Source organism: Bacillus sp. (in: firmicutes) (genome assembly GCF_031983925.1).
Taxonomy (GTDB): Bacteria; Bacillota; Bacilli; order Bacillales; family Bacillaceae_G; genus Bacillus_A; species Bacillus_A pacificus.
Genome location: NZ_DALYZR010000011.1, coordinates 1 through 23,912, shown reverse-complemented (window position 1 = coordinate 23,912; position 23,912 = coordinate 1). Strand labels below are relative to the sequence as shown.

At 36.6% G+C, this 23,912-nt stretch carries 26 protein-coding genes; 23 read left to right on the top strand and 3 right to left on the bottom strand.

Annotated features, from left to right (window positions below):
- Window position 1 precedes the first annotated feature (1 nt).
- Both RTP99_RS22845 and RTP99_RS22840 read left to right on the top strand, forming a co-directional pair.
- Entirely contained in the window at window positions 2-982 is a 981-nt protein-coding gene (locus tag RTP99_RS22845) for an ABC transporter ATP-binding protein (RefSeq protein ID WP_000030795.1), read from the top strand.
- A complete protein-coding gene (locus tag RTP99_RS22840) occupies window positions 979-1,944 on the top strand; it encodes an ABC transporter ATP-binding protein (protein WP_001294511.1) in 966 nt (321 codons plus the stop codon). The genes RTP99_RS22845 and RTP99_RS22840 overlap by 4 nt, the downstream gene beginning before the upstream one ends.
- Window positions 1,945-1,983: 39 nt before the next feature.
- Here RTP99_RS22840 and RTP99_RS22835 read toward each other — a convergent pair whose 3' ends face one another.
- Entirely contained in the window at window positions 1,984-2,856 is an 873-nt protein-coding gene (locus RTP99_RS22835; protein WP_000766435.1) for a Cof-type HAD-IIB family hydrolase, read from the bottom strand.
- 448 nt (window positions 2,857-3,304) lie between these two features.
- On the opposite strand from RTP99_RS22835, the gene RTP99_RS22830 reads away from it, so the two are divergent.
- The 14 genes from RTP99_RS22830 (at window position 3,305) to uvsE (ending at window position 16,331) form a co-directional block, all read left to right on the top strand.
- Entirely contained in the window at window positions 3,305-3,412 is a 108-nt protein-coding gene (locus RTP99_RS22830) for a DUF3948 family protein (protein ID WP_000664237.1), read from the top strand.
- A gap of 41 nt (window positions 3,413-3,453) precedes the next feature.
- Window positions 3,454-3,561 (top strand): DUF3948 family protein, encoded by a 108-nt coding sequence (locus RTP99_RS22825; RefSeq protein ID WP_000664237.1) that lies wholly within the window; start codon window positions 3,454-3,456, stop codon window positions 3,559-3,561.
- A 35-nt stretch (window positions 3,562-3,596) separates the two neighbouring features.
- Window positions 3,597-3,713 (top strand): DUF3948 family protein, encoded by a 117-nt coding sequence (locus RTP99_RS22820; RefSeq protein ID WP_000661718.1) that lies wholly within the window; start codon window positions 3,597-3,599, stop codon window positions 3,711-3,713.
- Window positions 3,714-3,755: 42 nt separating this feature from the next.
- The gene (locus tag RTP99_RS22815) at window positions 3,756-3,863 is read left to right on the top strand and encodes a DUF3948 family protein (RefSeq protein ID WP_000664237.1); all 108 of its coding nucleotides are present in this window, start codon (window positions 3,756-3,758) and stop codon (window positions 3,861-3,863) included.
- A 42-nt stretch (window positions 3,864-3,905) separates the two neighbouring features.
- Window positions 3,906-4,016 (top strand): DUF3948 family protein, encoded by a 111-nt coding sequence (locus tag RTP99_RS22810; protein ID WP_001083700.1) that lies wholly within the window; start codon window positions 3,906-3,908, stop codon window positions 4,014-4,016.
- A 309-nt stretch (window positions 4,017-4,325) separates the two neighbouring features.
- Window positions 4,326-5,444, top strand: a complete 1,119-nt coding sequence (hppD, locus tag RTP99_RS22805) for a 4-hydroxyphenylpyruvate dioxygenase (RefSeq protein WP_000810913.1) — start codon at window positions 4,326-4,328, stop codon at window positions 5,442-5,444.
- Between the two features lie 66 nt (window positions 5,445-5,510).
- Complete coding sequence (locus RTP99_RS22800; protein ID WP_000674032.1) at window positions 5,511-6,467, top strand: fumarylacetoacetate hydrolase family protein; 957 nt, start codon at window positions 5,511-5,513, stop codon at window positions 6,465-6,467.
- Window positions 6,433-7,605 carry a homogentisate 1,2-dioxygenase gene (locus RTP99_RS22795; protein WP_000499917.1) on the top strand — a complete coding sequence of 391 codons (1,173 nt, stop codon included), beginning with the start codon at window positions 6,433-6,435 and terminating at the stop codon, window positions 7,603-7,605. The genes RTP99_RS22800 and RTP99_RS22795 overlap by 35 nt, the downstream gene beginning before the upstream one ends.
- Before the next feature lie 232 nt (window positions 7,606-7,837).
- On the top strand, window positions 7,838-9,253 hold the full coding sequence (bcaP, locus tag RTP99_RS22790) for a branched-chain amino acid transporter BcaP (RefSeq protein WP_000809368.1): 1,416 nt from the start codon (window positions 7,838-7,840) through the stop codon (window positions 9,251-9,253).
- A 108-nt stretch (window positions 9,254-9,361) separates the two neighbouring features.
- Window positions 9,362-10,633, top strand: coding sequence for an MDR family MFS transporter (locus tag RTP99_RS22785; protein ID WP_000799734.1), 1,272 nt, complete (start codon window positions 9,362-9,364; stop codon window positions 10,631-10,633).
- Window positions 10,634-10,866: 233 nt separating this feature from the next.
- A complete protein-coding gene (locus RTP99_RS22780) occupies window positions 10,867-11,952 on the top strand; it encodes a D-alanine--D-alanine ligase (protein WP_000161446.1) in 1,086 nt (361 codons plus the stop codon).
- Window positions 11,953-12,013: 61 nt separating this feature from the next.
- A complete protein-coding gene (murF, locus tag RTP99_RS22775) occupies window positions 12,014-13,390 on the top strand; it encodes a UDP-N-acetylmuramoyl-tripeptide--D-alanyl-D-alanine ligase (protein ID WP_000610682.1) in 1,377 nt (458 codons plus the stop codon).
- Window positions 13,391-13,695: 305 nt separating this feature from the next.
- Window positions 13,696-15,273, top strand: coding sequence for a degradosome RNA helicase CshA (cshA, locus tag RTP99_RS22770; protein WP_000206582.1), 1,578 nt, complete (start codon window positions 13,696-13,698; stop codon window positions 15,271-15,273).
- A gap of 95 nt (window positions 15,274-15,368) precedes the next feature.
- Window positions 15,369-16,331, top strand: a complete 963-nt coding sequence (gene uvsE, locus RTP99_RS22765) for a UV DNA damage repair endonuclease UvsE (RefSeq protein WP_000961156.1) — start codon at window positions 15,369-15,371, stop codon at window positions 16,329-16,331.
- On the opposite strand, the gene RTP99_RS22760 is transcribed toward uvsE, so the two are convergent.
- A complete protein-coding gene (locus RTP99_RS22760; RefSeq protein ID WP_000907063.1) occupies window positions 16,324-16,896 on the bottom strand; it encodes a rhomboid family intramembrane serine protease in 573 nt (190 codons plus the stop codon). The two genes, uvsE and RTP99_RS22760, sit on opposite strands and share 8 nt — an antisense overlap.
- Before the next feature lie 92 nt (window positions 16,897-16,988).
- Here RTP99_RS22760 and acpS point away from each other — a divergent pair, with 92 nt between their 5' ends.
- The 6 genes from acpS (at window position 16,989) to RTP99_RS22730 (ending at window position 22,921) form a co-directional block, all read left to right on the top strand.
- A complete protein-coding gene (gene acpS, locus RTP99_RS22755) occupies window positions 16,989-17,348 on the top strand; it encodes a holo-ACP synthase (RefSeq protein WP_000635037.1) in 360 nt (119 codons plus the stop codon).
- 156 nt (window positions 17,349-17,504) lie between these two features.
- Window positions 17,505-18,455 carry a LolA family protein gene (locus RTP99_RS22750; protein WP_029141035.1) on the top strand — a complete coding sequence of 317 codons (951 nt, stop codon included), beginning with the start codon at window positions 17,505-17,507 and terminating at the stop codon, window positions 18,453-18,455.
- Window positions 18,456-18,573: 118 nt separating this feature from the next.
- Window positions 18,574-19,743 (top strand): alanine racemase, encoded by a 1,170-nt coding sequence (alr, locus tag RTP99_RS22745; protein ID WP_000390608.1) that lies wholly within the window; start codon window positions 18,574-18,576, stop codon window positions 19,741-19,743.
- A 299-nt stretch (window positions 19,744-20,042) separates the two neighbouring features.
- Window positions 20,043-20,330 (top strand): antitoxin EndoAI, encoded by a 288-nt coding sequence (locus RTP99_RS22740; protein ID WP_000004570.1) that lies wholly within the window; start codon window positions 20,043-20,045, stop codon window positions 20,328-20,330.
- 4 nt (window positions 20,331-20,334) lie between these two features.
- Window positions 20,335-20,685 (top strand): type II toxin-antitoxin system endoribonuclease NdoA, encoded by a 351-nt coding sequence (gene ndoA / locus RTP99_RS22735; protein WP_000635963.1) that lies wholly within the window; start codon window positions 20,335-20,337, stop codon window positions 20,683-20,685.
- A gap of 67 nt (window positions 20,686-20,752) precedes the next feature.
- Window positions 20,753-22,921 carry a Tex family protein gene (locus tag RTP99_RS22730; protein ID WP_000426205.1) on the top strand — a complete coding sequence of 723 codons (2,169 nt, stop codon included), beginning with the start codon at window positions 20,753-20,755 and terminating at the stop codon, window positions 22,919-22,921.
- 57 nt (window positions 22,922-22,978) lie between these two features.
- Here RTP99_RS22730 and cmpA read toward each other — a convergent pair whose 3' ends face one another.
- Window positions 22,979-23,095 carry a cortex morphogenetic protein CmpA gene (gene cmpA, locus RTP99_RS22725; RefSeq protein ID WP_001143642.1) on the bottom strand — a complete coding sequence of 39 codons (117 nt, stop codon included), beginning with the start codon at window positions 23,093-23,095 and terminating at the stop codon, window positions 22,979-22,981.
- Between the two features lie 195 nt (window positions 23,096-23,290).
- Between cmpA and RTP99_RS22720 the strand changes: the two genes are divergently transcribed.
- Complete coding sequence (locus tag RTP99_RS22720) at window positions 23,291-23,749, top strand: SprT family protein (RefSeq protein ID WP_000344243.1); 459 nt, start codon at window positions 23,291-23,293, stop codon at window positions 23,747-23,749.
- Window positions 23,750-23,912 lie beyond the last annotated feature (163 nt).

Sequence of the window (23,912 nt, the reverse complement as noted above, 5' to 3'; positions counted from 1 at the left end):
TATGAGTAAAGCGGTAGTAGAGTTGAAAGACTTACAAACACACTTTCAGACAGAAGAAGGAACAGTAAAAGCTGTGAATCATGTTAGTTTTACAGTTCGAGAAGGTGAAACTGTTTGTGTTGTAGGTGAATCTGGTTGCGGGAAAAGTGTAACGGCTTTATCTATTATGGGACTTATTGCTGAATCAGGCAGTGTAGTAGGAGGAGATATTTTATATGAAGGAAAAAGTCTTTTAGGAATGAAAGAGAAAGAGCTTCGTAGTTTACGAGGGAATGATATTGCGATGATTTTCCAAGAACCGATGACATCGCTAAATCCAGTATTTACTGTAGGGGAACAAATTGTAGAGACGTTAAGGGAGCATGAACTGCTTAGTAAAAATGAAGCATATAAGAAGGCGATTGAGTTAATTCGTAAAGTCGGCATAGCTCGTGCGGATGAAATCGTCCATTCTTATCCACACGAACTAAGTGGTGGTATGTTACAACGTATTATGATTGCTGTTGCACTTAGTTGTAATCCTAAGTTATTAATTGCGGATGAACCGACAACGGCTCTTGATGTTACGATTCAGGCTCAAATATTGGATCTACTAAGACAAGTGAAAGAAGAATTTAAAACGTCGATTTTATTAATTACACATGACTTAGGTGTCGTAGCGGAAATGGCTGATTATGTTGTCGTTATGTATGGCGGGAAAGTTATTGAAGAAGCCCCAGTACTAGAGATATTCAAAAATCCGAAACACCCGTATACGAAAGGTTTGTTGAAATCAAAACCAGTAATGGGTAAACGAATAGATAAACTATATTCTATTCCAGGGCAAGTTCCTAATTTAGTTGGTTTGGATGAGTTTTGCTACTTTAGCGGCCGTTGTGAGCATTGTATGGAAATATGTAAAGAAGAGGCACCAAGTTTGAATGTACATGATGAGAATCATAAAGTTGCTTGCTGGTTATATGAGGAGCGTGCGGAACAATGAGTGAACCATTATTAGAAGTAAAGAACTTAAAAACATATTTTCCAATTAAAGGCGGCATATTTAGTAGAACGGTTGGACATGTAAAAGCAGTTGATGGGGTAAGTTTTACTATTAATAAAGGTGAAGTATTCGGCCTCGTTGGTGAATCGGGAAGCGGAAAAACGACGATAGGAAAAACAATTTTACGTCTCGTTCAAAAAACGGAAGGGGAAGTGAAGTTTAAAGGGCAAGATGTTCACTCTTTATCTAAGGAAGAATTGAGAAAACATCGTCCTAATATGCAACTTGTTTTCCAAGATCCATTTAGCTCATTAAATCCGAGAATGAGAATTGGGGAAGCGCTTGGTGAGCCGATGTTAGCTCACGGATTAGCGACGAAAGAAAATGTTCGTGAGAAGGTGACAGAAGTATTAGAGTTATGTGGCTTAGCTCCATATCATATTGACCGGTACCCTCATGAGTTTTCTGGTGGACAACGTCAACGTATCGTTATCGCAAGAGCTATGGTATTAAATCCAGAATTTATTGTAGCTGACGAACCTGTGGCAGCACTAGATGTATCTATTCAAGCACAAATCATTAATTTATTTAGTGAGTTACAGGAGAAAAAAGGACTATCTTATTTATTCATTTCACATGATTTAAGCGTAGTAGAGCATTTATGTACGAAGATTGGAATTATGTATTTAGGAACGATTGTGGAAACAGCGCCACGTGATGAGTTATTTATAAATCCACTCCATCCGTATACAAAAGCATTGTTATCCGCTGTGCCAATACCAGACCCAACAGTGAAGCGAGAGCGAATTATACTAGAGGGTGATATTCCAAGTCCAGCGAATCCACCTTCAGGTTGTCGCTTTCATACACGTTGCCCATTTGCAACAGATATTTGTAAACAAACGGTACCAGAATTCCGTAATGTTGGTGAAGAGCACTTTGTTGCTTGTCATCATGTATAAAAGAGAAGGACCCTTTCAGAAACTGAAAGAGTCCTTTTTTTATTTACTAGATGAAGTTTGTTTCAATACAAATTGCTCGATTGCATGAGCAACACCATGTTCATTGTTTGTTAATGTTACAACATCACATAGTTTTTTTACATCTTCTTCAGCATTTCCCATTGCCACTGATAAGCCAGCTACTTGTAACATTGGCACATCATTAAAGTTGTCCCCGATTGCAATAGTATCTTCAATTGGTATATTGAAATAAGCGGCCATTTCTTGTAGACCGTTCCCTTTATGACCATGCTTATCCATAATTTCTACATTAGTAGGAGCGGATGCTGTAACTGAAATATCGGTGTCTTCTTGTAACACGCTTAATAGCTGTGTACGATGCTCTGCGTTAAACGTCAAAATGAAGAATTTAGATATTTCTAATTCTGGATTATTTACAACATCTTCGATTTTTTGGAAATCAGTAATTAAGTTTGATTTCTTTTGTTTTTCTGTAATTCTTTCAAGTTCCTCAAGTGTAACATCTAGTGTATGCTTGTTCTCTTCGAACGCTTGCATGACTTGATCTTGCCATGTATATGGAGAATAAACTCCTTTATTCGTATATAGCTTATAAGGAAAACCTTCAGATTCTAGTAATTTTGCAAGCTTGTATACTTTATCGTTTTGTAAACAACGCGAGTTAATTACTTTTCCATCCACATAAACAATTGCCCCATTGCTCGCTCCAACCGGAAGAGATAGTTTATATTCTTCCAATAATTTTAAAGCATCTTCTTTTGCACGACCAGAACAAATCATAACTATATGACCAGCCTCTTTTGCAGTTTGGATAGCTTGTAAGTTCTCGCTGGAGATTTCAAGATTAGATGATAGTAGTGTACCATCCATATCTAATGCGATTAATTTCAAAATGACCACCTCTTTGTTTTTATTATACATAGTTATATGGAGGAAACATATAAACTTATCTTGGAAAGATTGTATTTTATCTCGCATGAACTATCAGTAAGAATTTGATAGATTCCACTTTATTAATGAAAGATTTATGTTAATTTGTAACAAAAGTAGAGGTGGATATGGGGATGTTTCGTTATATGACTGTAATATTACATGAATGTTACAAACATGAAGTTAGTAGAAAATGCATTAAATCAAGGTTTTTTAGGATGTTTATAAAAAAACGTAAAAAAGTGTAATAAAATTTACGTAATTATATTGCAACGTAACAATAGTTATGTTACATTAATGTTACAAACGTTACGTTATTAATTTTAATGTAACGCCAACATAAAAACTGTGAAATAAACATTTCTTAGAAATTACATATAGATAACTTATTAAAAGGAGGATACATAAGATGAAAGAGCAAGTATTACAAGTAACAAAAGGTGACTTCGTAGGATCAGCAAGTGGAGCAGTAGTATTAACAGCATTAATCGTATTTCTATCAAGCGTATTAGTATAATAGAAGTTTTGTAACAAAAGAAAACGAGAGGAGAATGCAAAATGAAAGAGCAAGTATTACAAGTAACAAAAGGTGATTTCGTAGGATCAGCAAGTGGAGCAGTAGTATTAACAGCGTTAATCGTATTTCTATCAAGCGTGTTAGTATAATAAAAGTTTTGTAACAAAAAACAAATGAAGGGAGAATGAAAGAAATGAAAGAGCAGGTATTACAAGTAACAAAAGGTGACTTCGTAGGATCAGCAAGTGGAGCAGTAGTGTTAACAGCATTAATCGTATTTCTATCAAGCGTGTTAGTATAATAAAAACTTTGTAACAAAAGAAAAATGAGAGGAGAATGCAAAATGAAAGAGCAAGTATTACAAGTAACAAAAGGTGACTTTGTAGGATCAGCAAGTGGAGCGGTAGTATTAACAGCATTAATCGTATTTCTATCAAGTGTATTAGTGTAATAGAAGTTTTACATTATACAAAATGAAAGGAGAATGAGGAATATGAACAGTGAACAAGTGTTACAAGTAACAAAAACAGATTTATTAGGATCATTAGGTGGAGCGGTAGTATTAACATCATTTATTCTATTCCTTGCAAATGTATTAGTATGAGACATATAAATACAATTATTCAAAAAAAATAAAGACTCTAGCATATTAGTAAGTAATTAATATGTTGGGGTCTTTTTTATTTTTCTTCTATATATCCCTTCAAGTATGAATAGTCCCCTTTATTTTAAAGAGAAAAAAGTCGAATTTTATATGTAAGAAAAAAAGAGGAATTTGACAGAAAAGATAGAAAATTTTAAAGGTCAGAATTTGTTAGCTTGCTAACTAATTTCTATTAATTGATGTTGGAAGCGTTTTCGGTTGGTTTTAAGTATGGACCATTTAATCTATTTACAGGGGGATGAGGATTTTATGAAACAAAAATCTATGGATACGCTAGCTGCACAAATGGAGGACTTTTTTCCAGTACGTGATGTAGATCATTTGGAATTTTACGTAGGAAATGCAAAGCAATCAAGCTATTACCTTGCGAGAGCATTCGGATTCAAAATTGTGGCTTACTCTGGATTAGAAACTGGTAATCGTGAAAAAGTATCTTATGTTCTTGTGCAAAAAAATATGCGTTTCGTTGTGTCTGGGGCTTTAAGTAGCGACAATCGTATTGCAGAATTTGTAAAGACTCATGGTGATGGCGTGAAAGATGTGGCGTTACTTGTTGACGATGTTGATAAAGCATACTCGGAAGCGGTGAAACGTGGTGCCGTCGCAATTGCTCCACCTGTAGAGTTAACAGACGAGAACGGTACATTGAAAAAAGCAGTTATTGGTACGTATGGTGATACAATTCATACGCTTGTAGAGCGTAAAAATTATAAAGGAACATTTATGCCAGGATTCCAAAAGGCTGAGTTTGATATTCCATTTGAAGAGTCAGGTTTAATTGCTGTAGACCATGTAGTTGGTAATGTTGAAAAGATGGAAGAGTGGGTTAGTTATTACGAGAACGTTATGGGCTTTAAACAAATGATCCATTTTGATGATGATGATATTAGTACAGAGTATTCAGCATTAATGTCGAAGGTTATGACAAATGGAAGTCGTATTAAGTTCCCTATTAACGAACCAGCAGATGGAAAGCGAAAATCACAAATTCAAGAATATCTAGAATTCTACAATGGAGCAGGTGTACAGCATCTTGCTTTACTAACAAATGACATTGTTAAAACAGTAGAAGCGCTTCGTGCAAATGGTGTGGAGTTTTTAGATACACCAGATACTTATTATGATGAATTAACTGCACGAGTTGGAAAAATTGATGAAGAAATTGATAAGTTAAAAGAATTAAAGATCTTAGTAGATCGCGATGATGAAGGCTATTTACTACAAATTTTTACGAAACCAATTGTAGATCGTCCAACTTTATTTATTGAAATCATTCAGCGTAAAGGGTCTCGTGGATTTGGAGAAGGAAACTTTAAAGCGTTATTTGAATCAATTGAAAGAGAACAAGAGCGTCGCGGAAATTTATAAAATTTATATCCACCAGCAGGGATTCTTTTGCTGGTGGAAATTTCATTTTCATAAGGAGGAATCATGATGAAATTTGTTACATTTCGTCTTCCTTCAAAAGAAATGCGAGCTGGATGGCTTGAAGGTGACAAAGTAATCGATATGAATCTTGCTAGTGGTGGAAAATTACCTTCTTCTATGTTCGCCTTTTTAGAGAAAGTGGATGAGTATGTAGAAGTGTTGCGTAATATTAACAAGCCGGAAAAGGGCATATATTCTTTAGAGGAAGTGCAATTAGTAGCAGCGATTCCTAATCCGAGTAGTATTAGGGATTTTTATGCATTTGAACAGCACGTAAAAACGGCACGTGGCCGAAGAGGGTTAGATGTTGTACCTGAATGGTACGATATCCCGGTTTTTTATTTTACGAACCATCGTGCTGTAGTTGGTCCCGATGATGTTGTAATTAGTCCGAAGAAATCTAAAAAACTTGATTATGAGTTAGAGATTGCTTGCGTAATTGGGAAAGAAGGAAGAAATATTTCTCGTGAGCAAGCAGAGGAATATATTTTTGGTTATTGTATTATGAATGATTGGAGTGCAAGGGACTTACAAGCAACAGAAATGAAGGTAGGACTTGGTCCAGCGAAAGGAAAAGATTTTGCAACTTCATTAGGAGCGTACCTTGTTACGAAAGAGGAACTAGATATTTATCGTAATGGTGACCGTTATGAGTTAGAGATGACTGCTCATGTAAATGGAAAGCTATTATCAAAAGGGAACTTCCGAGATATTTACTATACATTTGCTGAAATGATTGAACGTGCTTCGGAAGACGTTACATTATATCCAGGCGATGTGATTGGTTCTGGAACAGTAGGAACAGGTTGCATTTTAGAACTAGGCACAGAAGAGTGGCTACAAGATGGTGATGTGGTAGAACTTACGATTACTGGTTTAGGTACATTACGTAATACGGTCAAAATAGAAAGGGAAGCAGGTGATGGGCATGTTTTATCGTCACATGGGGGAGCTACCTCATAAACGACATGTACAATTCCGTAAAAAAGACGGGTCGCTTTATCGTGAGCAGGTAATGGGAACAAAAGGTTTTTCTGGTACGCAATCTATTTTGTACCATCATTATATGCCAACGGAAGTAGGGCATGCGGCATTATCTCATTCTTGTCAGTTGCAGTATGAAGAAGATGTTGCTCTTTCTCATCGTCACTTTCGCACGAAAGAAAATAAAAAAAGTGGTGATGCAGTAAGCGGAAGAAACTTTATACTTGGGAATGAGGATTTATTAATCGGAGTAGTGAGCCCAACAGAAAAAATGGACTATTTCTACCGTAATGGTGATGGCGATGAAATGTTGTTTGTCCATTACGGAACAGGAAAAATTGAAACGATGTTTGGAACGGTTCATTATAGAAAAGGCGATTATGTAACAATTCCAATTGGAACGATTTATCGTGTTATTCCAGATGAAGGAGAGACTAAGTTTCTTGTTGTAGAGGCAAATAGTCAAATTACAACACCGCGTCGCTATCGTAATGAATATGGACAATTGTTAGAGCATAGCCCGTTTTGTGAGAGAGATATTCGTGGTCCTGAAAAATTAGAGACGTATGATGAAAAAGGTGAGTTTGTCGTAATGACAAAGTCGAGGGGATATATGCATAAACATGTTTTAGGACATCATCCGTTAGATGTTGTTGGTTGGGATGGCTATTTATATCCGTGGGTCTTTAATGTAGAGGATTTTGAACCAATTACAGGTCGTATTCATCAGCCACCTCCAGTACATCAAACGTTCGAAGGTCACAATTTCGTTATTTGTTCTTTCGTACCACGTTTATATGACTATCATCCAGAATCTATTCCGGCACCGTATTATCATAGTAACGTGAATAGTGATGAAGTACTGTACTATGTAGAAGGTAACTTTATGAGCCGAAAAGGTGTGGAGGAAGGGTCTATTACACTTCATCCGAGCGGCATTCCTCACGGGCCACATCCTGGGAAAACAGAGGCGAGTATAGGGAAAAAAGAAACGCTTGAATTAGCTGTTATGATAGATACATTCCGTCCGCTTCGTATTGTAAAACAAGCACATGAAACAGAAGATGAAAAATATATGTATAGCTGGATTGAAGAGGGATCATATACTGTGAAATAAGTAAGAAAAAGGCATGCTCAATAACAGAGCATGCCTTTTTCATGGAATCGACATGTATAATAATACCAAAAAAAATTATAGAAAGATATATAGAAAGAATGATAAAAATCGTGCATATTCATAAGAGTTTCTACTTATTTCGACAAAAGTATTGACTGGGAAAAGTGCTATGAGTAAAATAAAAAAGCGAATTAAAAATTTTCAGAAAATTTAAAACTTGGAGGAGCATGCTATGAAGCAAATTTTTCAAAAGAAGCCTATTGCAAAGTTAATGCAAGAGAGTAAACAAAAGACGTTAGCAAGAACATTGGGCGCACTAGATTTAACGATGCTTGGAATCGGGGCAATTGTTGGAACGGGTATTTTTGTTCTAACGGGCGTGGTAGCAGCGAAACATTCTGGACCAGCTATTATATTATCATTTGCGATAGCCGCGTTAGCATGTGCCTTTGCTGCATTTTGTTATGCTGAATTTGCTTCTTCAGTTCCTGTCTCAGGCAGTGTGTATACGTACACATATGCGACGATGGGAGAAGTATTCGCATTTTTAATTGGATGGGACTTAATGCTTGAGTATTTACTTGCAACCTCTGCTGTGGCAAATGGTTGGTCCGCGTACTTCCAATCTTTATTAAAGGGATTTGGAATTCATATTCCTACCATTCTCTCCTCAGCCCCTGGTACAGGAAAGGGTGGAATAATTGATTTGCCGGCAGTTCTCATTATTTTAGTGATGACAGTTCTTTTATCTAGAGGTGTTCGTGAAAGTGCACGTGTAAATAATATTATGGTATTTATTAAACTAGCGGTTGTTCTTATTTTTATCTTTGCTGGTTTTAATTATGTGAAACCTGAAAACTGGACGCCTTTTATGCCATTTGGCTTAGATGGTGTAATGGCTGGAGCTGCTACAGTGTTCTTTGCATTCATAGGGTTTGATGCAGTTTCAACGGCAGCAGAAGAAGTGAAACGTCCACAACGTGATTTACCAATTGGTATTATTGCATCTTTATTAATTTGTACGGCTCTTTATATTATTGTTTCGCTTATTTTGACAGGAATTGTTCCATACGGACAGTTGAATATATCAGATCCAGTCGCTTTTGCACTTCAATTTATTGGACAAGATAGTTTAGCGGGAGTAATTTCAGTAGGCGCAATTACAGGAATCACAACAGTAATGTTAGTTATGATGTATGGGCAAGTACGAGTTTCATATGCAATGAGTAGAGACGGATTGTTGCCGAAACGTCTTGCTAAAGTTCACCCGAAATTTAAAACACCGTTTTTAAATACGTGGACAACGGGAATTATTGCAGCACTTATTTCAGGATTAATAGATTTAAATGTGTTAGCGCATCTTGTAAATATGGGGACTTTATCAGCCTTTGCACTTGTAGCTGTTGCTGTTATTGTAATGAGAAGAACGCATCCTGATTTACCAAGAGCATTTAAGGCCCCGCTTGTACCGTTTTTACCAGCGTTAACGGTAATTTTTTGTTTATACTTAATGCTTCAATTATCCGGGACGGCTTGGATTAGTTTTGGTGTATGGATGATTATCGGTATTGCGGTTTACTTCTTATATAGCCGAAAACATAGTGCTTTAAATAATAGTAAAGAAGAAGACGACGCAGCCAATTTATAAGTAGAAAAATCCATTCTAATTCTGTTAGAATGGATTTTTATTTTTGAAAATTTACATTCTTCTGAACTTGTTATAAGATAATTATTGGTGAACAAAAGGGGTGAAATAATGAAAAATACGTGGCGTGAGTTAAGGGAGATGGACCGTAACGTATGGATTCGGTTTATTGGTGAGACGTTAAATGGAATTGCAATGATGATGTTGATGCCTTTTTTTGCATTATATTTAAAAGATAAGGTAGATTCATTATTACAGGTCGGAGTGATTATGGCACTGTCTCCAATTGCTGCAAGCTTTGGATCAATTATAGGGGGAAGAATTGCTGATATATATGGAAGAAAACCGATTATGATATTTTCGATGGCGAGCAATGCGGTATTCATGCTCGGTTTTTTATTTATAGAAGGATTTATTCCATATGCGATTTTATCTATTTTTTTAGGATTAAGTAATTCGTTATTTCATCCAGCTGCATCAGCGATGGTTGCGGATGTAACGGCGCCAGAAAAAAGAACAGAAGCATATGGTTTATTGCGAATGGGACACAATATAGGTGCTGCAATTGGTCCGATAATGGGGGCTTCAGTAGTTATGTTATCGAAGAACCTTGTGTTTATTATTGCCGCATCTACGATGTTATTTTATGCGTTACTTGTATTCGTCCTTATTCAAGAGACAATGCCAAAGAGTACGAATAAAGAAGGTGATACAGAAAAAGAATCAGGAGCAGTGTGGAAAATTGTATTGCGAGATAAGGCACTCATGATTTATTTATTAGCAGGTATCATTATTTCGATGGGATTTTCTCAAACAGAAGGCATGTTGCCGCTGCACTTTGACAATGAAATGAAAGATATTTTTGGAACTAACAATCCATATCCATATTTAATGGCTTTAAATGGACTATTAGTTGTGTTGTTCCAATTTCAAATTTCAAAATGGGTCACAGATAAACCTGTTGGAAAGACGATGTTATATGGTGCATGTTTGTTTGGGATTGGGTTATTTTTCATAGGGTGGTTACCGAAGTGGTTTGGAGGACTTGATACAAATGCTACGATTATTTTAATAACTTTACTGTTTGTATATGCCATATATACGTTAGGTGAGATGATTATGTCGCCTGTACAGATGACGTTTGTAGCGAATTTGGCCCCTGAGCATTTGAGGGGGACTTATATGGGAGCTGCAAGTTTGCAGTGGATTACAGGAAGTGCATTCGGCCCACTTCTTGGAGGTTTTTTATTAGACCGATTACTTGGCCACTTTCTATTTACAATTTTAGCTGTAGGTTGTGTAGTTGCAGGTATTGTATATATTTCTTTAGACCGCCTTGTTGAACAAAGGCAAAAAAGCACACTAACCAAACAATCTTCTTAATAATTAGATGACATACACAAAAAGGGGATTTCTACATATTTTAGGTACATAACTAGATTGAGTTGCAATTTTATATATCTATGAAGAAATTTAAGTGGAAAAAGTATAGAAAACCAATAAGTGGTGTCATTTAATTATTTGTGGAAGTTGCATTTTATTTCAAATAGGAACTACCTATTTTTATAAAAAGTGCTAAAATAGAAAAATGAAAACAATTGGTTAGGGTGATTTCAGTGACAAAAATTAAATTAGGTTTATTATATGGTGGAAAATCAGCTGAGCATCAAGTTTCGCTACAAACGGCTCTTGCTGCTATTAAAGCATTAAATCAAGATAAATTCGAGATTCATCCAATTTATATTACAGAACAAGGTCAATGGGTACGCGGTGAGCGTATTGAAGGTGAAGTAACAGATGTTGAAGTTCTAAAAATGAGCGGTGCAGAAAATGCGATTTCTCCGTTATCATTAAGCACAGAAATCATTCCATCTACAAATGCTGAGGAAAATGCTATCGATGTTATTTTCCCATTACTACATGGACCAAATGGTGAAGATGGAACGGTGCAAGGATTATTAGAATTAATGAATATTCCGTATGTAGGAAATGGTGTTCTAGCATCTGCTGCTGGTATGGATAAAGTTGTTATGAAAAACATCTTTGCAGAAGCTGGATTGAAACAAGCAAAATATGCATCATTTATTCGTAGTGCATGGGAAAAAGATCGTGAAACAGCATATGAAAAAGTAGAAGAAGTATTAGGATACCCTTGCTTCGTAAAACCAGCAAACCTTGGTTCAAGTGTTGGGATTAATAAGTGTAAAAATCGTGAAGAACTTGAGAATGCATTTGAAGAAGCATTCCAATTTGACCGTAAAATTATTGTGGAAGAAAATATCGTTGGACGTGAAGTAGAAGTTGGTGTACTAGGTAATGATGAACCGAAATGTTCAGTTGTAGGTGAAATCGTACCTAAAAAAGACTTCTATGATTATAAGTCGAAATACATCGATGGTGATACAGCGTTAATTATTCCAGCTGAAATGACAGAAGAAGAGTCTAATGTTATTAAACGAGATGCGATTGTTGCATTCCAATCGTTAGATGGTGCTGGCTTAACGCGAGCTGATTTCTTCTTAACGAAAGATGGAGAAGTATATATTAACGAAGTGAATACGATGCCAGGATTTACGCCGTTTAGTATGTTCCCTCTACTATGGCAACATACTGGATTACCGTATCCGGAATTAATTGAAGAGCTAATTCGTTTAGCAATGGAGCGTCACGAAGAAAAACAAAAAATTAAATATACAATCTAACAAAAAAAGGAGGAGGCACTATTCGAAGGAATAGTGCTTCCTCTATGTAAGGAGTGTTTTTATGATAAATCGAACGTTAAAACAAGTAGAACAAATGACAAATGGTACGGGATTAGCAGAGCAGTATGAGGGAATTACTATACAAGGAGTGTCTATTGATACGAGAAAAATCGAAAAAGGAAACTTATATGTTCCGATTCAAGGTGAACGTTTCGATGGACATGCTTTTGTAGATAAAGCTGTTGAAAATGGAGCTGTGGCGACATTATGGATGAAAGATGTAGCAAATCCACCTGAGAATCTTCCGGTTATTTTTGTGGAAGACACGCTATCAGCATTACAAATGTTAGCAAAAAACTATCGCGACCAATTGGACGTTAAAGTGATTGGTGTGACAGGTAGTAACGGTAAAACATCTACAAAAGATATTGTAACAAGTCTTCTTGCGACTAAATTCAAAGTTCAAAAAACAGAAGGAAACTTCAATAATCATATCGGGCTACCTCTTACTATTTTAAACTTAGAAGAAAATACAGAAGTAGCTGTATTAGAAATGGGAATGTCAAGCCGCGGGGAAATTGAATTCTTATCTAAGTTAGCTCGTCCAAATGCAGCTATCATTACGAACATTGGTGAAGCGCATTTAATGGACTTAGGCTCTCGTGAGGCAATTGCTGAAGCGAAATTAGAAATTGTGACAGGATTACAAGAAGGTGGAGTGTTCGTATATAACGGAGATGAGCCGTTATTAACGAATCGTGTTCCTGAAATGAATTTAATAGCTGAAACAGTTACGTTTGGTGATGCTAGAGCAAATGATTACTATCCAACGACTGTAACGTTACAAGCAACTGGGACACACTTTAAAATGAATAGAGAAGAAAACATTTCATTCTATCTACCGGTATTAGGGAAACACAATGTGTATAATACGCTTGCTTCTATGGCAATTGCGAAACATTTTGGTGTAACGTGGGAAGAGATGAAAGAAGGTTTAGTAACACTTCAAATGACAGGCATGCGTATGGAAATTGTAAAAACAAATAGTGGATTAACAATTATCAACGATGCTTATAATGCAAGTCCAACAGCTATGGAAGCAGCATTCCACCTAATGAATGGTTTAGATGGATTCTCTAAAAAAATTGTTGTTCTCGGCGATATGTTAGAGCTTGGAGATCAAGAAGTACAGTTTCATTATGAGGTAGGTAAATTAATCGATCCAGCAAAAATCTCCTATGTGTTCACATATGGTAAATTAGGGGCTCAAATTGCTGAAGGAGCGAAAATTAATTTCCCTAACGAACGTGTAAAGGCTTATGATAATAAAGAAGAGTTAGTAAAAGAGTTGCAAGCAGTAGTCGATGCAAAAGATGTTGTATTAATAAAAGCATCTCGCGGTATGAAATTGGAAGAAGTAATTACGATGTTGAAATAATTGGTGTATATAAATAGGGATGATAGCAACGAAAAAAGAAGAAACTTATAATAAGCGCTTACAGTAAATATAAAAAAATAAAAGTGAAGAAAAAACCTCTGAATATGAAAATAAGGTAACAGTTGGGTTTGCTTTTTACACATACAAAACTTATAATTGATAAAGTGTAATAACGTTTAGAAGTATTTTCGTGAAGAATATACGCCCGTTTATATACGTGAGCATTCAGGAAAAGGGCTTTTCCGCAAATTCGGAAAACGCCTTTTTTTAAATGATAAGTATAGGATAGAAAAGGAGAAGTAACATTGACAACATTTCGAGAATTAGGATTAAGTGATTCTTTACTGCAATCTGTTGAAAGTATGGGCTTTGAAGAGGCTACGCCAATTCAAGCTGAAACAATTCCACATGCATTGCAAGGTAAGGATATTATTGGGCAAGCACAAACAGGTACAGGGAAAACAGCAGCATTCGGATTACCACTATTAGATAAAGTGGATACACATAAAGAATCGGTTCAAGGTATTGTTATCGCGCCAACGCGTGAATTAGCAATTCAAGTTGGAGAAGAGCTATACAAAATTGGTAAACATAAACGCGTTCGTATCTTACCAATTTACGGTGGTCAAGATATTAACCGCCAAATTCGTGCTCTAAAAAAACACCCACACATTATTGTTGGTACGCCGGGTCGTATTTTAGATCATATTAACCGTAAAACACTTCGCTTACAAAACGTAGAGACAGTTGTTCTTGACGAAGCGGATGAAATGTTAAACATGGGCTTCATTGAAGATATTGAAGCAATTTTAACAGATGTGCCAGAAACACACCAAACATTACTATTCTCAGCGACAATGCCGGATCCAATCCGTCGTATTGCTGAGCGTTTCATGACTGAGCCTCAACACATTAAAGTAAAAGCAAAAGAAGTAACAATGCCAAACATTCAGCAGTTCTATTTAGAAGTGCAAGAAAAGAAAAAGTTTGATGTATTGACACGCTTATTAGACATTCAATCTCCAGAGCTTGCGATTGTATTCGGTCGTACAAAGCGTCGTGTTGATGAATTATCAGAAGCATTAAATTTACGTGGTTATGCTGCGGAAGGTATCCACGGTGATTTAACTCAGGCGAAACGTATGTCTGTATTACGTAAGTTCAAAGAAGGTTCTATTGAAGTTCTTGTTGCAACAGACGTTGCTGCGCGTGGTCTTGATATTTCAGGTGTAACACACGTATACAACTTCGATATTCCACAAGATCCAGAATCATACGTTCACCGTATTGGACGTACTGGTCGTGCAGGTAAAAAAGGTATTGCAATGCTATTTGTAACACCACGTGAATCCGGACAATTAAAAAATATCGAGCGTACAACAAAACGTAAAATGGACCGCATGGATGCACCAACACTTGACGAGGCACTAGAAGGTCAACAACGTTTAATCGCTGAAAAACTTCAAAACACAATTGAAAATGAAAACTTAGCATACTACAAGCGTATTGCGGAAGAAATGTTAGAAGAGAACGACTCTGTAACAGTAGTAGCTGCTGCTTTAAAAATGATGACAAAAGAGCCAGATACAACTCCAATCGCTTTAACATCAGAACCACCAGTTGTTGCAAGAGGTGGGGGTTCTAAAAAACGCGGCGGTAACGGAGGCGGATACCGTGATGGTAACCGTAATCGTAGTCGTGATGGACGCGGTGGCGATGGTCGTAACCGTGACCGCAATCGTGATGGTCGTAATCGTGACGGTAACCGTGATCGCAATCGTGATGGCGGCAACCGTGGTCGTCGTGGAGAAGGTCAAGGTCGCCCAGGATCTTCAAACGGACGCGGTGAAAGAAAACATCATAGCCGTAAGCCACAAGCTTAATAGTAAAAAAGAGAATGCCCTTTTCCGGCATTCTCTTTTTTTATTTCTGTAATTGTACATACTACATAATAACTTGTGTAGAAATGAGGTGCTACATGCTTGTAAGACTTGGGTATGTTGCGATGAGTGTACATTTGAAAAACGCATCTCCATCTCAAACGATGACGTACGCGCAGTTTCAAAAAATAGATGATCGGGAAGCGGCGATTCGTAAACTTGAAAGAATTGCTAATTCGAATTTGGAAAATTGCTTACGGTTATTAAAACATAACAAAGGCCATGATATATCCTTTTTTCGACTTAGTTCCAAGTTGATTCCTTTAGCGAATCATGAGGAGTTGTTAGAGTGGAACTACATTCGTCCCTTAAAAGAAAATTTAAAAGTGCTAGGTGATTACGCTATTCGAATGAATATGCGTATTGATTTTCATCCAGATCATTTTGTTGTACTTAATTCACCCGAGGAGAATATTTTTAAACAATCTGTCAAGACATTACAAATGCATAGAAAATTATTAAAAGGTATGGGAATTGAACATAAGCAACGATGTGTAATGCATGTTGGGGGCGGATATAAAGATAAAGAGCTCGCATTAGAGCGTTTTATAGAGAATTGGTCCAACGTCCCAAGAGGTATTCAGGAAATGATTATGTTAGAAAATGATGATACAACTTTTACGCTCGAGGACACATTATATTTAGGAGAAAAGTTGGACATTCCCGTTGTATTTGATTTACATCATCATATGATGAATCATGATCGAGAAGATTGGCATGAAGATTGGGCGCGTGTTGTACATACGTGGGAATCGTCTTTGTTACCGGTGAAAATGCACATTTCTAGTCCTAGAGAGGGAAAAGACCCAAGGGCACATGCGGACTTTATTAATGTAGATACTTTTTTATCTTTTTTAAAAAAGATAAAAGGAAGTGTTCCGCAAATTGATTGTATGATTGAAGCGAAGAAGAAGGATGAGTCTTTATTTCAACTCATGAGAGATTTAAGTGAACAAACAGATGTGGAAATTGTCGATGGTGCGAGCTTTTATATTAAATGAGCTCTGCACCATCGAGTTTTTTTATTAATAGAGGAGTGCAAATACCACCAATGATCAATCCTGTTAAATGGCTGATAGGGTTGGCAGAGGGATTGAAGAAAGTGAATAGTAGCAATATACATATCATAATTGAAAAAATAGCGATGTCTCTTGGATTGGAAGAACGATATCGGCTATACAATAGAAATAACTGTGCGCCTAGCAATCCGAAAATGCCACCAGATGCCCCGGCATGAATATATTCATGAGGCATAATAAGATAAGAGGACATATTTCCGAGAATGCCAGAAAGGAAAAAAATAATGATGAAAGACAAGTGCCCTAGTTGTTTTTCAATAGAAGAGCCAAGCACGAATAAACAAATACTATTAAAAAGAAAATGTTGTAAGTCTACATGTACGAGCAGGGAAGTTAGGAGACGCCACCATTCTCCTTTAGCGATATATTCATTAGAAGCTGCCATAGGAAAGAGGGGAAAATCACCTAATATAATCATGATTAATTGTATGAGAAGTAAAGCGATGGTGATTGGTTGTAAGGAAATGCGGACGGATGGTATTAGCATGTTGTGAGTATCACTCCTTTTGCATCAGAAAGATTCTCTGTTATTCTTACAATATGAAAAAAGAAAGCTAAATAGAAGAAGGGGATTTTGAAATGATTGTAGGGATTGGAATCGATATTATTGAATTGAATCGAATTGAAAAAATGATAGATGGAAAGCTTAAATTTATGGAACGTATTTTAACTGAAAGTGAACGTAATGTTGCAAAGGGGCTGAAGGGAAGTCGCCTTACAGAGTTTGTAGCTGGAAGATTTGCAGCGAAAGAGGCGTATTCCAAAGCGGTAGGGACTGGTATCGGGAAAGAAGTGAGTTTTTTAGATATTGAAGTAAGAAATGATGATAGAGGTAAGCCGATTCTTATTACAAGTACAGAGCATATTGTTCATTTATCAATTAGTCATAGTAAGGAATTTGCTGTTGCTCAAGTTGTTTTAGAAAGCTCGTCACGCTAGTCTGCATATTTTATATCTTTGTCTCATATATTTGTGGTAGCGATAAGGAAGGTACATCTTCCATTCATTTATAGGGGCAAAGGGGCTGAAGTGATGAAAAGGCGTCTGTTTTTAGTTCTTGTCGGTTTATTAACCGTTTTTGTGTTGGCCGGTTGTATGGAAAAGAAACAAGATGATGTTGTGAGAGATTTAGAGGCGAAAGTAAAAGGGTTGAAAAGCTATCAAGCTGAAGCGAAATTATCTATTAAAACAGGGAATGAGCCTCAGGAGTATAAGGTAGAAATATGGCATAAGGAACCTTCTTTTTATCGTGTGAATTTGCAGAATGCGAAAAAAGATCAAAGTCAAATTATTTTAAGGAATGAAGAAGGTGTATTTGTATTAACGCCAGCGCTTAATAAGAGTTTCCGTTTCCAAAGTGATTGGCCGCAAAATAGTAGCCAGGCTTATTTATACGAATCCCTTGTGAGGGATATTTTGCAGGATAAGAAAAACCTTACTTTTGAAAAAACAGATAAGTATTATATCTTTAAAACAAAAACAAATTATCAACACCAAAACATGTTGCCGAAACAAGAGATTACATTGAAGAAAAGTGATTTAACACCAGTTTCGGTGAAGTTAATGGATAATGATCAAAATGTTCTTGTGAAAGTAGATTTCTCTAAAGTGAAATTTGATGCGAAATTTGATAAAGGTGCATTTGATACGAAACAAAATATGTCTAGAGCGCAAGTAGATGTTCAAACGACAGCGAAAGAAGACAAACCATTTGCTATTTTGTATCCGCGTGATACGCCGCAAGGTATGACTTTGAAAGATGAAAAAGAGTTGAAGACAGACAGTGGCAAGCGTGCGATACTCACATACACTGGAAGTAAGAAATCCTTTACTTTAATACAAGAAAAGGCAAAAGTTGCAGAGGCTTCGTCAGCGATAAGTGTGAGCGGAGAATTGGTTGATCTTGGCTTTACAATTGGAGCATTGACGAAAGACTCTTTAACGTGGTCGCATAACGGAGTAGAATATATGCTCGTGTCTAAAGGTTTAGAGCCGAAGGAGCTGTTAATGGTTGCTCGTTCAGTTACAGAGAAGCAAGTGAAGTAAACTTCTTAGACGTGGTGATATATGTGCACCACGTCTTTTCTTAGTTTGAAGGGTGGATTTCATAAAAGAAGCATATAAAAGAATAAGCTTCGCATATCGTGTATAAGGAAGTGTGTTTATGGAAGAAGCGCCATTTTACCGTGACACTTGGGTGGAAGTGGATTTAGATGCGATTTATAACAATGTTACACATATTAAAGAATTTATCCCAAGTGGTGTAGAAATTTTTGCCGTAGTTAAAGGGAATGCATATGGGCACGATTATGTACCGGTGGCTAAAACAGCATTAGAAGCGGGGGCGACAAGGTTAGCAGTTGCGTTCTTAGATGAAGCTTTAGTGCTTCGAAGAGCTGGTATTACTGCGCCGATTTTAGTGTTAGGTCCTTCTCCTCCTCGTGATATAAATGTAGCTGCTGAAAATGATGTAGCATTAACTGTTTTTCAAAAGGAATGGGTAGATGAAGCAATCAAACTTTGGGATGGTTCGTCTACGATGAAATACCATATTAATTTCGATAGTGGTATGGGGAGAATTGGAATACGTGAACGTAAAGAATTAAAAGGATTTTTAAAAAGCTTAGAAGGTGCACCATTCTTAGAATTGGAAGGAGTTTATACGCATTTTGCAACGGCAGATGAGGTGGAGACTTCTTACTTTGATAAGCAATATAACACATTTTTGGAGCAGTTAAGTTGGTTGAAAGAATTCGGAGTGGATCCTAAGTTTGTTCATACAGCTAATAGTGCTGCAACGCTACGTTTTCAAGGGATTACATTTAATGCAGTACGAATTGGCATTGCGATGTATGGGTTATCTCCATCTGTAGAAATACGCCCTTTTTTACCGTTTAAATTAGAACCAGCGCTATCATTGCATACGAAAGTTGCTCATATTAAACAGGTGATTAAAGGGGATGGAATTAGTTATAACGTCACTTATCGAACGAAAACTGAAGAATGGATTGCGACTGTTGCAATTGGTTATGCAGATGGCTGGCTTAGAAGATTACAAGGATTTGAAGTGCTTGTAAATGGTAAAAGGGTACCGATTGTAGGGCGAGTAACAATGGATCAATTCATGATTCACCTTCCTTGTGAAGTGCCTCTTGGCACGAAAGTTACACTCATTGGAAGGCAAGGAGATGAATATATTAGCGCTACAGAGGTTGCGGAATATTCAGGGACTATTAATTATGAAATTATTACAACGATTAGTTTCCGTGTGCCGAGAATATTTATACGGAACGGTAAAGTTGTGGAAGTAATCAATTATTTGAATGATATATAGAATGTAGTATGATTTGCTTCTTGTCATGTGAGAGGACTTTTCGGTGGCTAAGAATAAGTTCGTTTTTTGACGAGAAGCTTTTTACTTATCATTACTTTTAACATAATTTAACGTGGAAACTCTTCCGTTTCTTGTTGTAATGAGATAAAAAATAAAAGAATATGAATGTTTTGTTTGTGAATTGGAAAACATAAGCAAGGAATAAGGAAGTCTTTGCAACAGGCTCCATACAATGGTATTATTACAATAGGTGTCATATATATATTTGGGTGTGTAGTTGACGGTGGAGGTGTATTTTTGTGTCCGAATCAAGTGTAACTACTGAAATCGTGGTTCGGTTGCCAAAGCAAATGGTAACGGAATTGGACGGAATTGGAAAACAAGAGAATAAGAATCGCCATGAACTAATTTGCCAGGCAACACAACTGTTATTGCGTCAACATAAGACGAAGAAACGCTACCAACATGAATCAATGCGACGTGGGTACATTGAAATGGGAAAAATTAATCTTGGTATTGCATCTGAAGCTTTCTTAGCAGAGTATGAAGCAGCTCATACAGTAGAACGCTTAGTTAGCGGGGGGTAATATTTTGATTGTAAAACGCGGCGACGTGTATTTTGCAGACCTTTCCCCAGTTGTTGGTTCTGAGCAAGGAGGCGTTCGTCCGGTTCTTGTCATTCAAAATGACATCGGAAATCGTTTTAGTCCAACGGTGATTGTAGCGGCTATTACTGCACAGATTCAAAAAGCGAAATTACCCACTCATGTGGAAATTGATGCGAAAAAGTACGGTTTTGAGAGAGATTCTGTTATTTTACTTGAGCAGATTCGAACAATCGATAAGCAGCGCTTAACGGACAAAATCACTCACTTAGATGAAGTGATGATGATTCGTGTAGATGAAGCGCTACAAATTAGTTTAGGACTAATAGATTTTTAAATCGGCAGTTTAAGTTGCTCTCTTTGAAGGGCAACTTTTTTTATTATAGAGGAGGTTGCGGTTGTATATGGAAATGGTAGATAATCGGCAAGCGTTAATGAAAATGTTAGTGGAGGAATTAGGCTTTACCGAAAAGCAAGTTCGTCATGTTATTCAATTAACAGAAGAAGGTAACACAGTTCCATTTATTGCTCGTTACCGAAAAGAATGGACAGGCTCTTTAGATGAAGTGCAAATTCGTATGATTTTAGAGAGATGGCAATATATGATGCAGCTTGAAGATAGGAAAGAAGAGGTTCTTCGTCTTATTGATGAGAAGGGGAAACTGACAGGAGAATTACGTCAGCAAATTGTGAAAGCTACAAAGTTGCAAGAAGTAGAAGATTTATATCGTCCGTATAAAGAGAAGAGAAGAACGAAAGCAACGATTGCAAAAGAAAAAGGATTAGAGCCATTAGCTGAATGGTTATTGTTATATACGAAAGAAGATCCGAATCAGAAGGCAATAGAGTTTATAAATGCCGAGAAAGAAGTGCAATCTGCAGAAGAAGCATTGCAAGGTGCTCAAGACATTATTGCAGAAATCGTTTCAGATGAAGCGGTATATCGTAGTTGGATTCGGAACGTGACTTTTAGAAAAGGTGTTATGTCTTCGGCTGTAAAAGATGAAGAGAAAGATGAAAAAAATATATATGAAATGTATTACAGCTATGAAGAACCGTTGCAGAAAGTCGTGCCGCATCGCGTATTAGCGATGAATCGAGGTGAGAAAGAAGATATATTGAGAGTTTCTGTTGTTCCACCAGTAGATGAGATAGTAACTTTCTTATATAAGAAAGTAATTCGTGATAACGATTCAAAAAGTGCACAGTATGTAAAATTAGCAATAGAGGATGGTTATAAACGATTAATTCAACCCTCTATTGAAAGGGAGATTCGAAAAGAATTAACAGAAACAGCTGAGGAACAAGCGATACATATTTTCTCTGAGAACTTACGTAATTTGTTATTACAGCCTCCAATGAAAGGAAAGGTTGTGTTAGCTGTAGACCCTGCATATAGAACGGGTTGTAAATTAGCTATCGTAGACGATACGGGGAAAGTTCTATATATTGATGTTATTTATCCGCATCCACCAGTGCGTAAATATGAAGATGCAAAAGCGAAAGTTCTTTCTATTATAGATAAATATCAAGTTGAAATGATTGCGATTGGGAATGGTACAGCTTCTAGAGAATCGGAAGAATTTATAGTTGATGTATTACAAAATGTGAAACGAGAAGTCTTCTATATTATTGTAAACGAAGCTGGTGCGAGTGTGTATTCGGCTTCTGATTTAGCACGTGAGGAATTCCCAGATTTACAGGTTGAAGAAAGAAGTGCGGTTTCTATCGGTAGACGTCTGCAAGATCCACTTGCTGAACTTGTAAAGATTGATCCGAAATCAGTTGGGGTTGGACAATACCAACATGATGTATCTCAAAAAAGATTAAATGAATCATTAACGTTTGTAGTAGAGACGGCAGTTAACCAAGTCGGTGTGAATGTAAATACAGCTTCAGTTGCGTTGTTGCAATATGTTTCGGGTTTATCAAAAACTGTTGCGAAAAATATTGTAGCAAAGCGTGAAGAAGAAGGGAAATTTACAAAACGAACAGACTTAAAGAAAATACCACGTCTAGGCGCGAAGACATATGAACAATGTATAGGTTTCTTACGTATATTAGAAGGGGCAAATCCGTTAGATCGTACAGGTATTCATCCAGAACAATATAAAAATGTTGAATTGTTATTGAAGAGTCTAGGATTATCAAAAGATGACGTAGGGCAACCGCAATTACAAAAGAGTTTAGAAGAAGTAGAGATTTCTAAGTTGTCGCAAGAAACGGGAGTTGGAGAACCAACATTAGTTGATATTATAGATGCACTCATTAGTCCAGAGCGAGACATGAGGGATGAGTTGCCTAAACCGCTTCTGAAAAAAGGGATTTTGAAATTAGAAGATTTAAAACGTGGTATGGAACTGGAAGGAACAGTTCGTAACGTTGTTGATTTCGGTGCTTTTGTTGATGTAGGTGTGAAACAAGATGGTTTAGTACATATTTCTAAACTAAGCAAACAATACGTGAAGCATCCGTTAGATGTTGTATCTGTCGGACAAATCGTCAAAGTATGGGTAGATGATATTGATACGAAAAAAGGTCGCGTTGCATTATCTATGTTGCCGATTGAATAGTAAGAGAAGAGAGCAGATGAAACTGCTCTTTTTTTATAGGATAAAACGTGTAATGGATTAGGAACTTTGATGGATTTTGCTATAATAAAACCAGCATTCATTTAGTAATTTAATTTGATACCGGTTTTTTTCGAAATATGCGCGTTGCATTTGTTTTTTGAGCCATGTAGGCATAGGAATCCCTCCTTGTTTAATCCTACTCTCATAAATGTAAAGTACTATTGATGAGAGGTTGGTGAGTGGATTTCTATTTTTGCTATGTTTTTAGAAACCACGCTTCTTGAATGAGGATGGGTATATGTACTATTTAATATATGTATAAGAGAGGAGAAAAGTGTAAAAATATTTTTTTGTTTAGGAGGAATGAAAATGGATGAGCAAGAAATACAGCGGCTAGTGGAAGAAGTATCGCTACAATATTTCGGAATGCCGTTTTTACATAAGGCACTGTTTAATAGTAGGTTGCGTACAACTGGTGGACGTTATCTATTGAATACACACAATATTGAACTGAATTATCGATATTACGAAATGTATGGGAAAGAAGAATTAGTTGGAATTGTTAAACATGAACTTTGTCATTATCACTTACATATTACAGGAAGAGGGTATAAGCACCGGGATAAGGATTTTCGCGAACTGTTAAAGGCAGTTGATGCGCCGCGGTTTTGTAAACGAATGATGAATGAAGAGAAGGAAAAAAAGGTTTATATGTATGAATGTATGGGATGCTCACTTCAATATGTAAGAAGACGTCAAATTAATACAAAAAGATATGTCTGCGGAAAGTGTAAAGGGAAACTAATCTTGATAAAGAAAACATCTTGACAGTGAAAACGCAATCCAGTATATTATAAACATGTCACGTTTGTACAAGATGTTGTGAAAAAACTTCTTGACTTACGATGAGAATTTTTATAAGATACAAATTGTCTTTATTATTCCGCAGTAGCTCAGTGGTAGAGCTATCGGCTGTTAACCGATCGGTCGT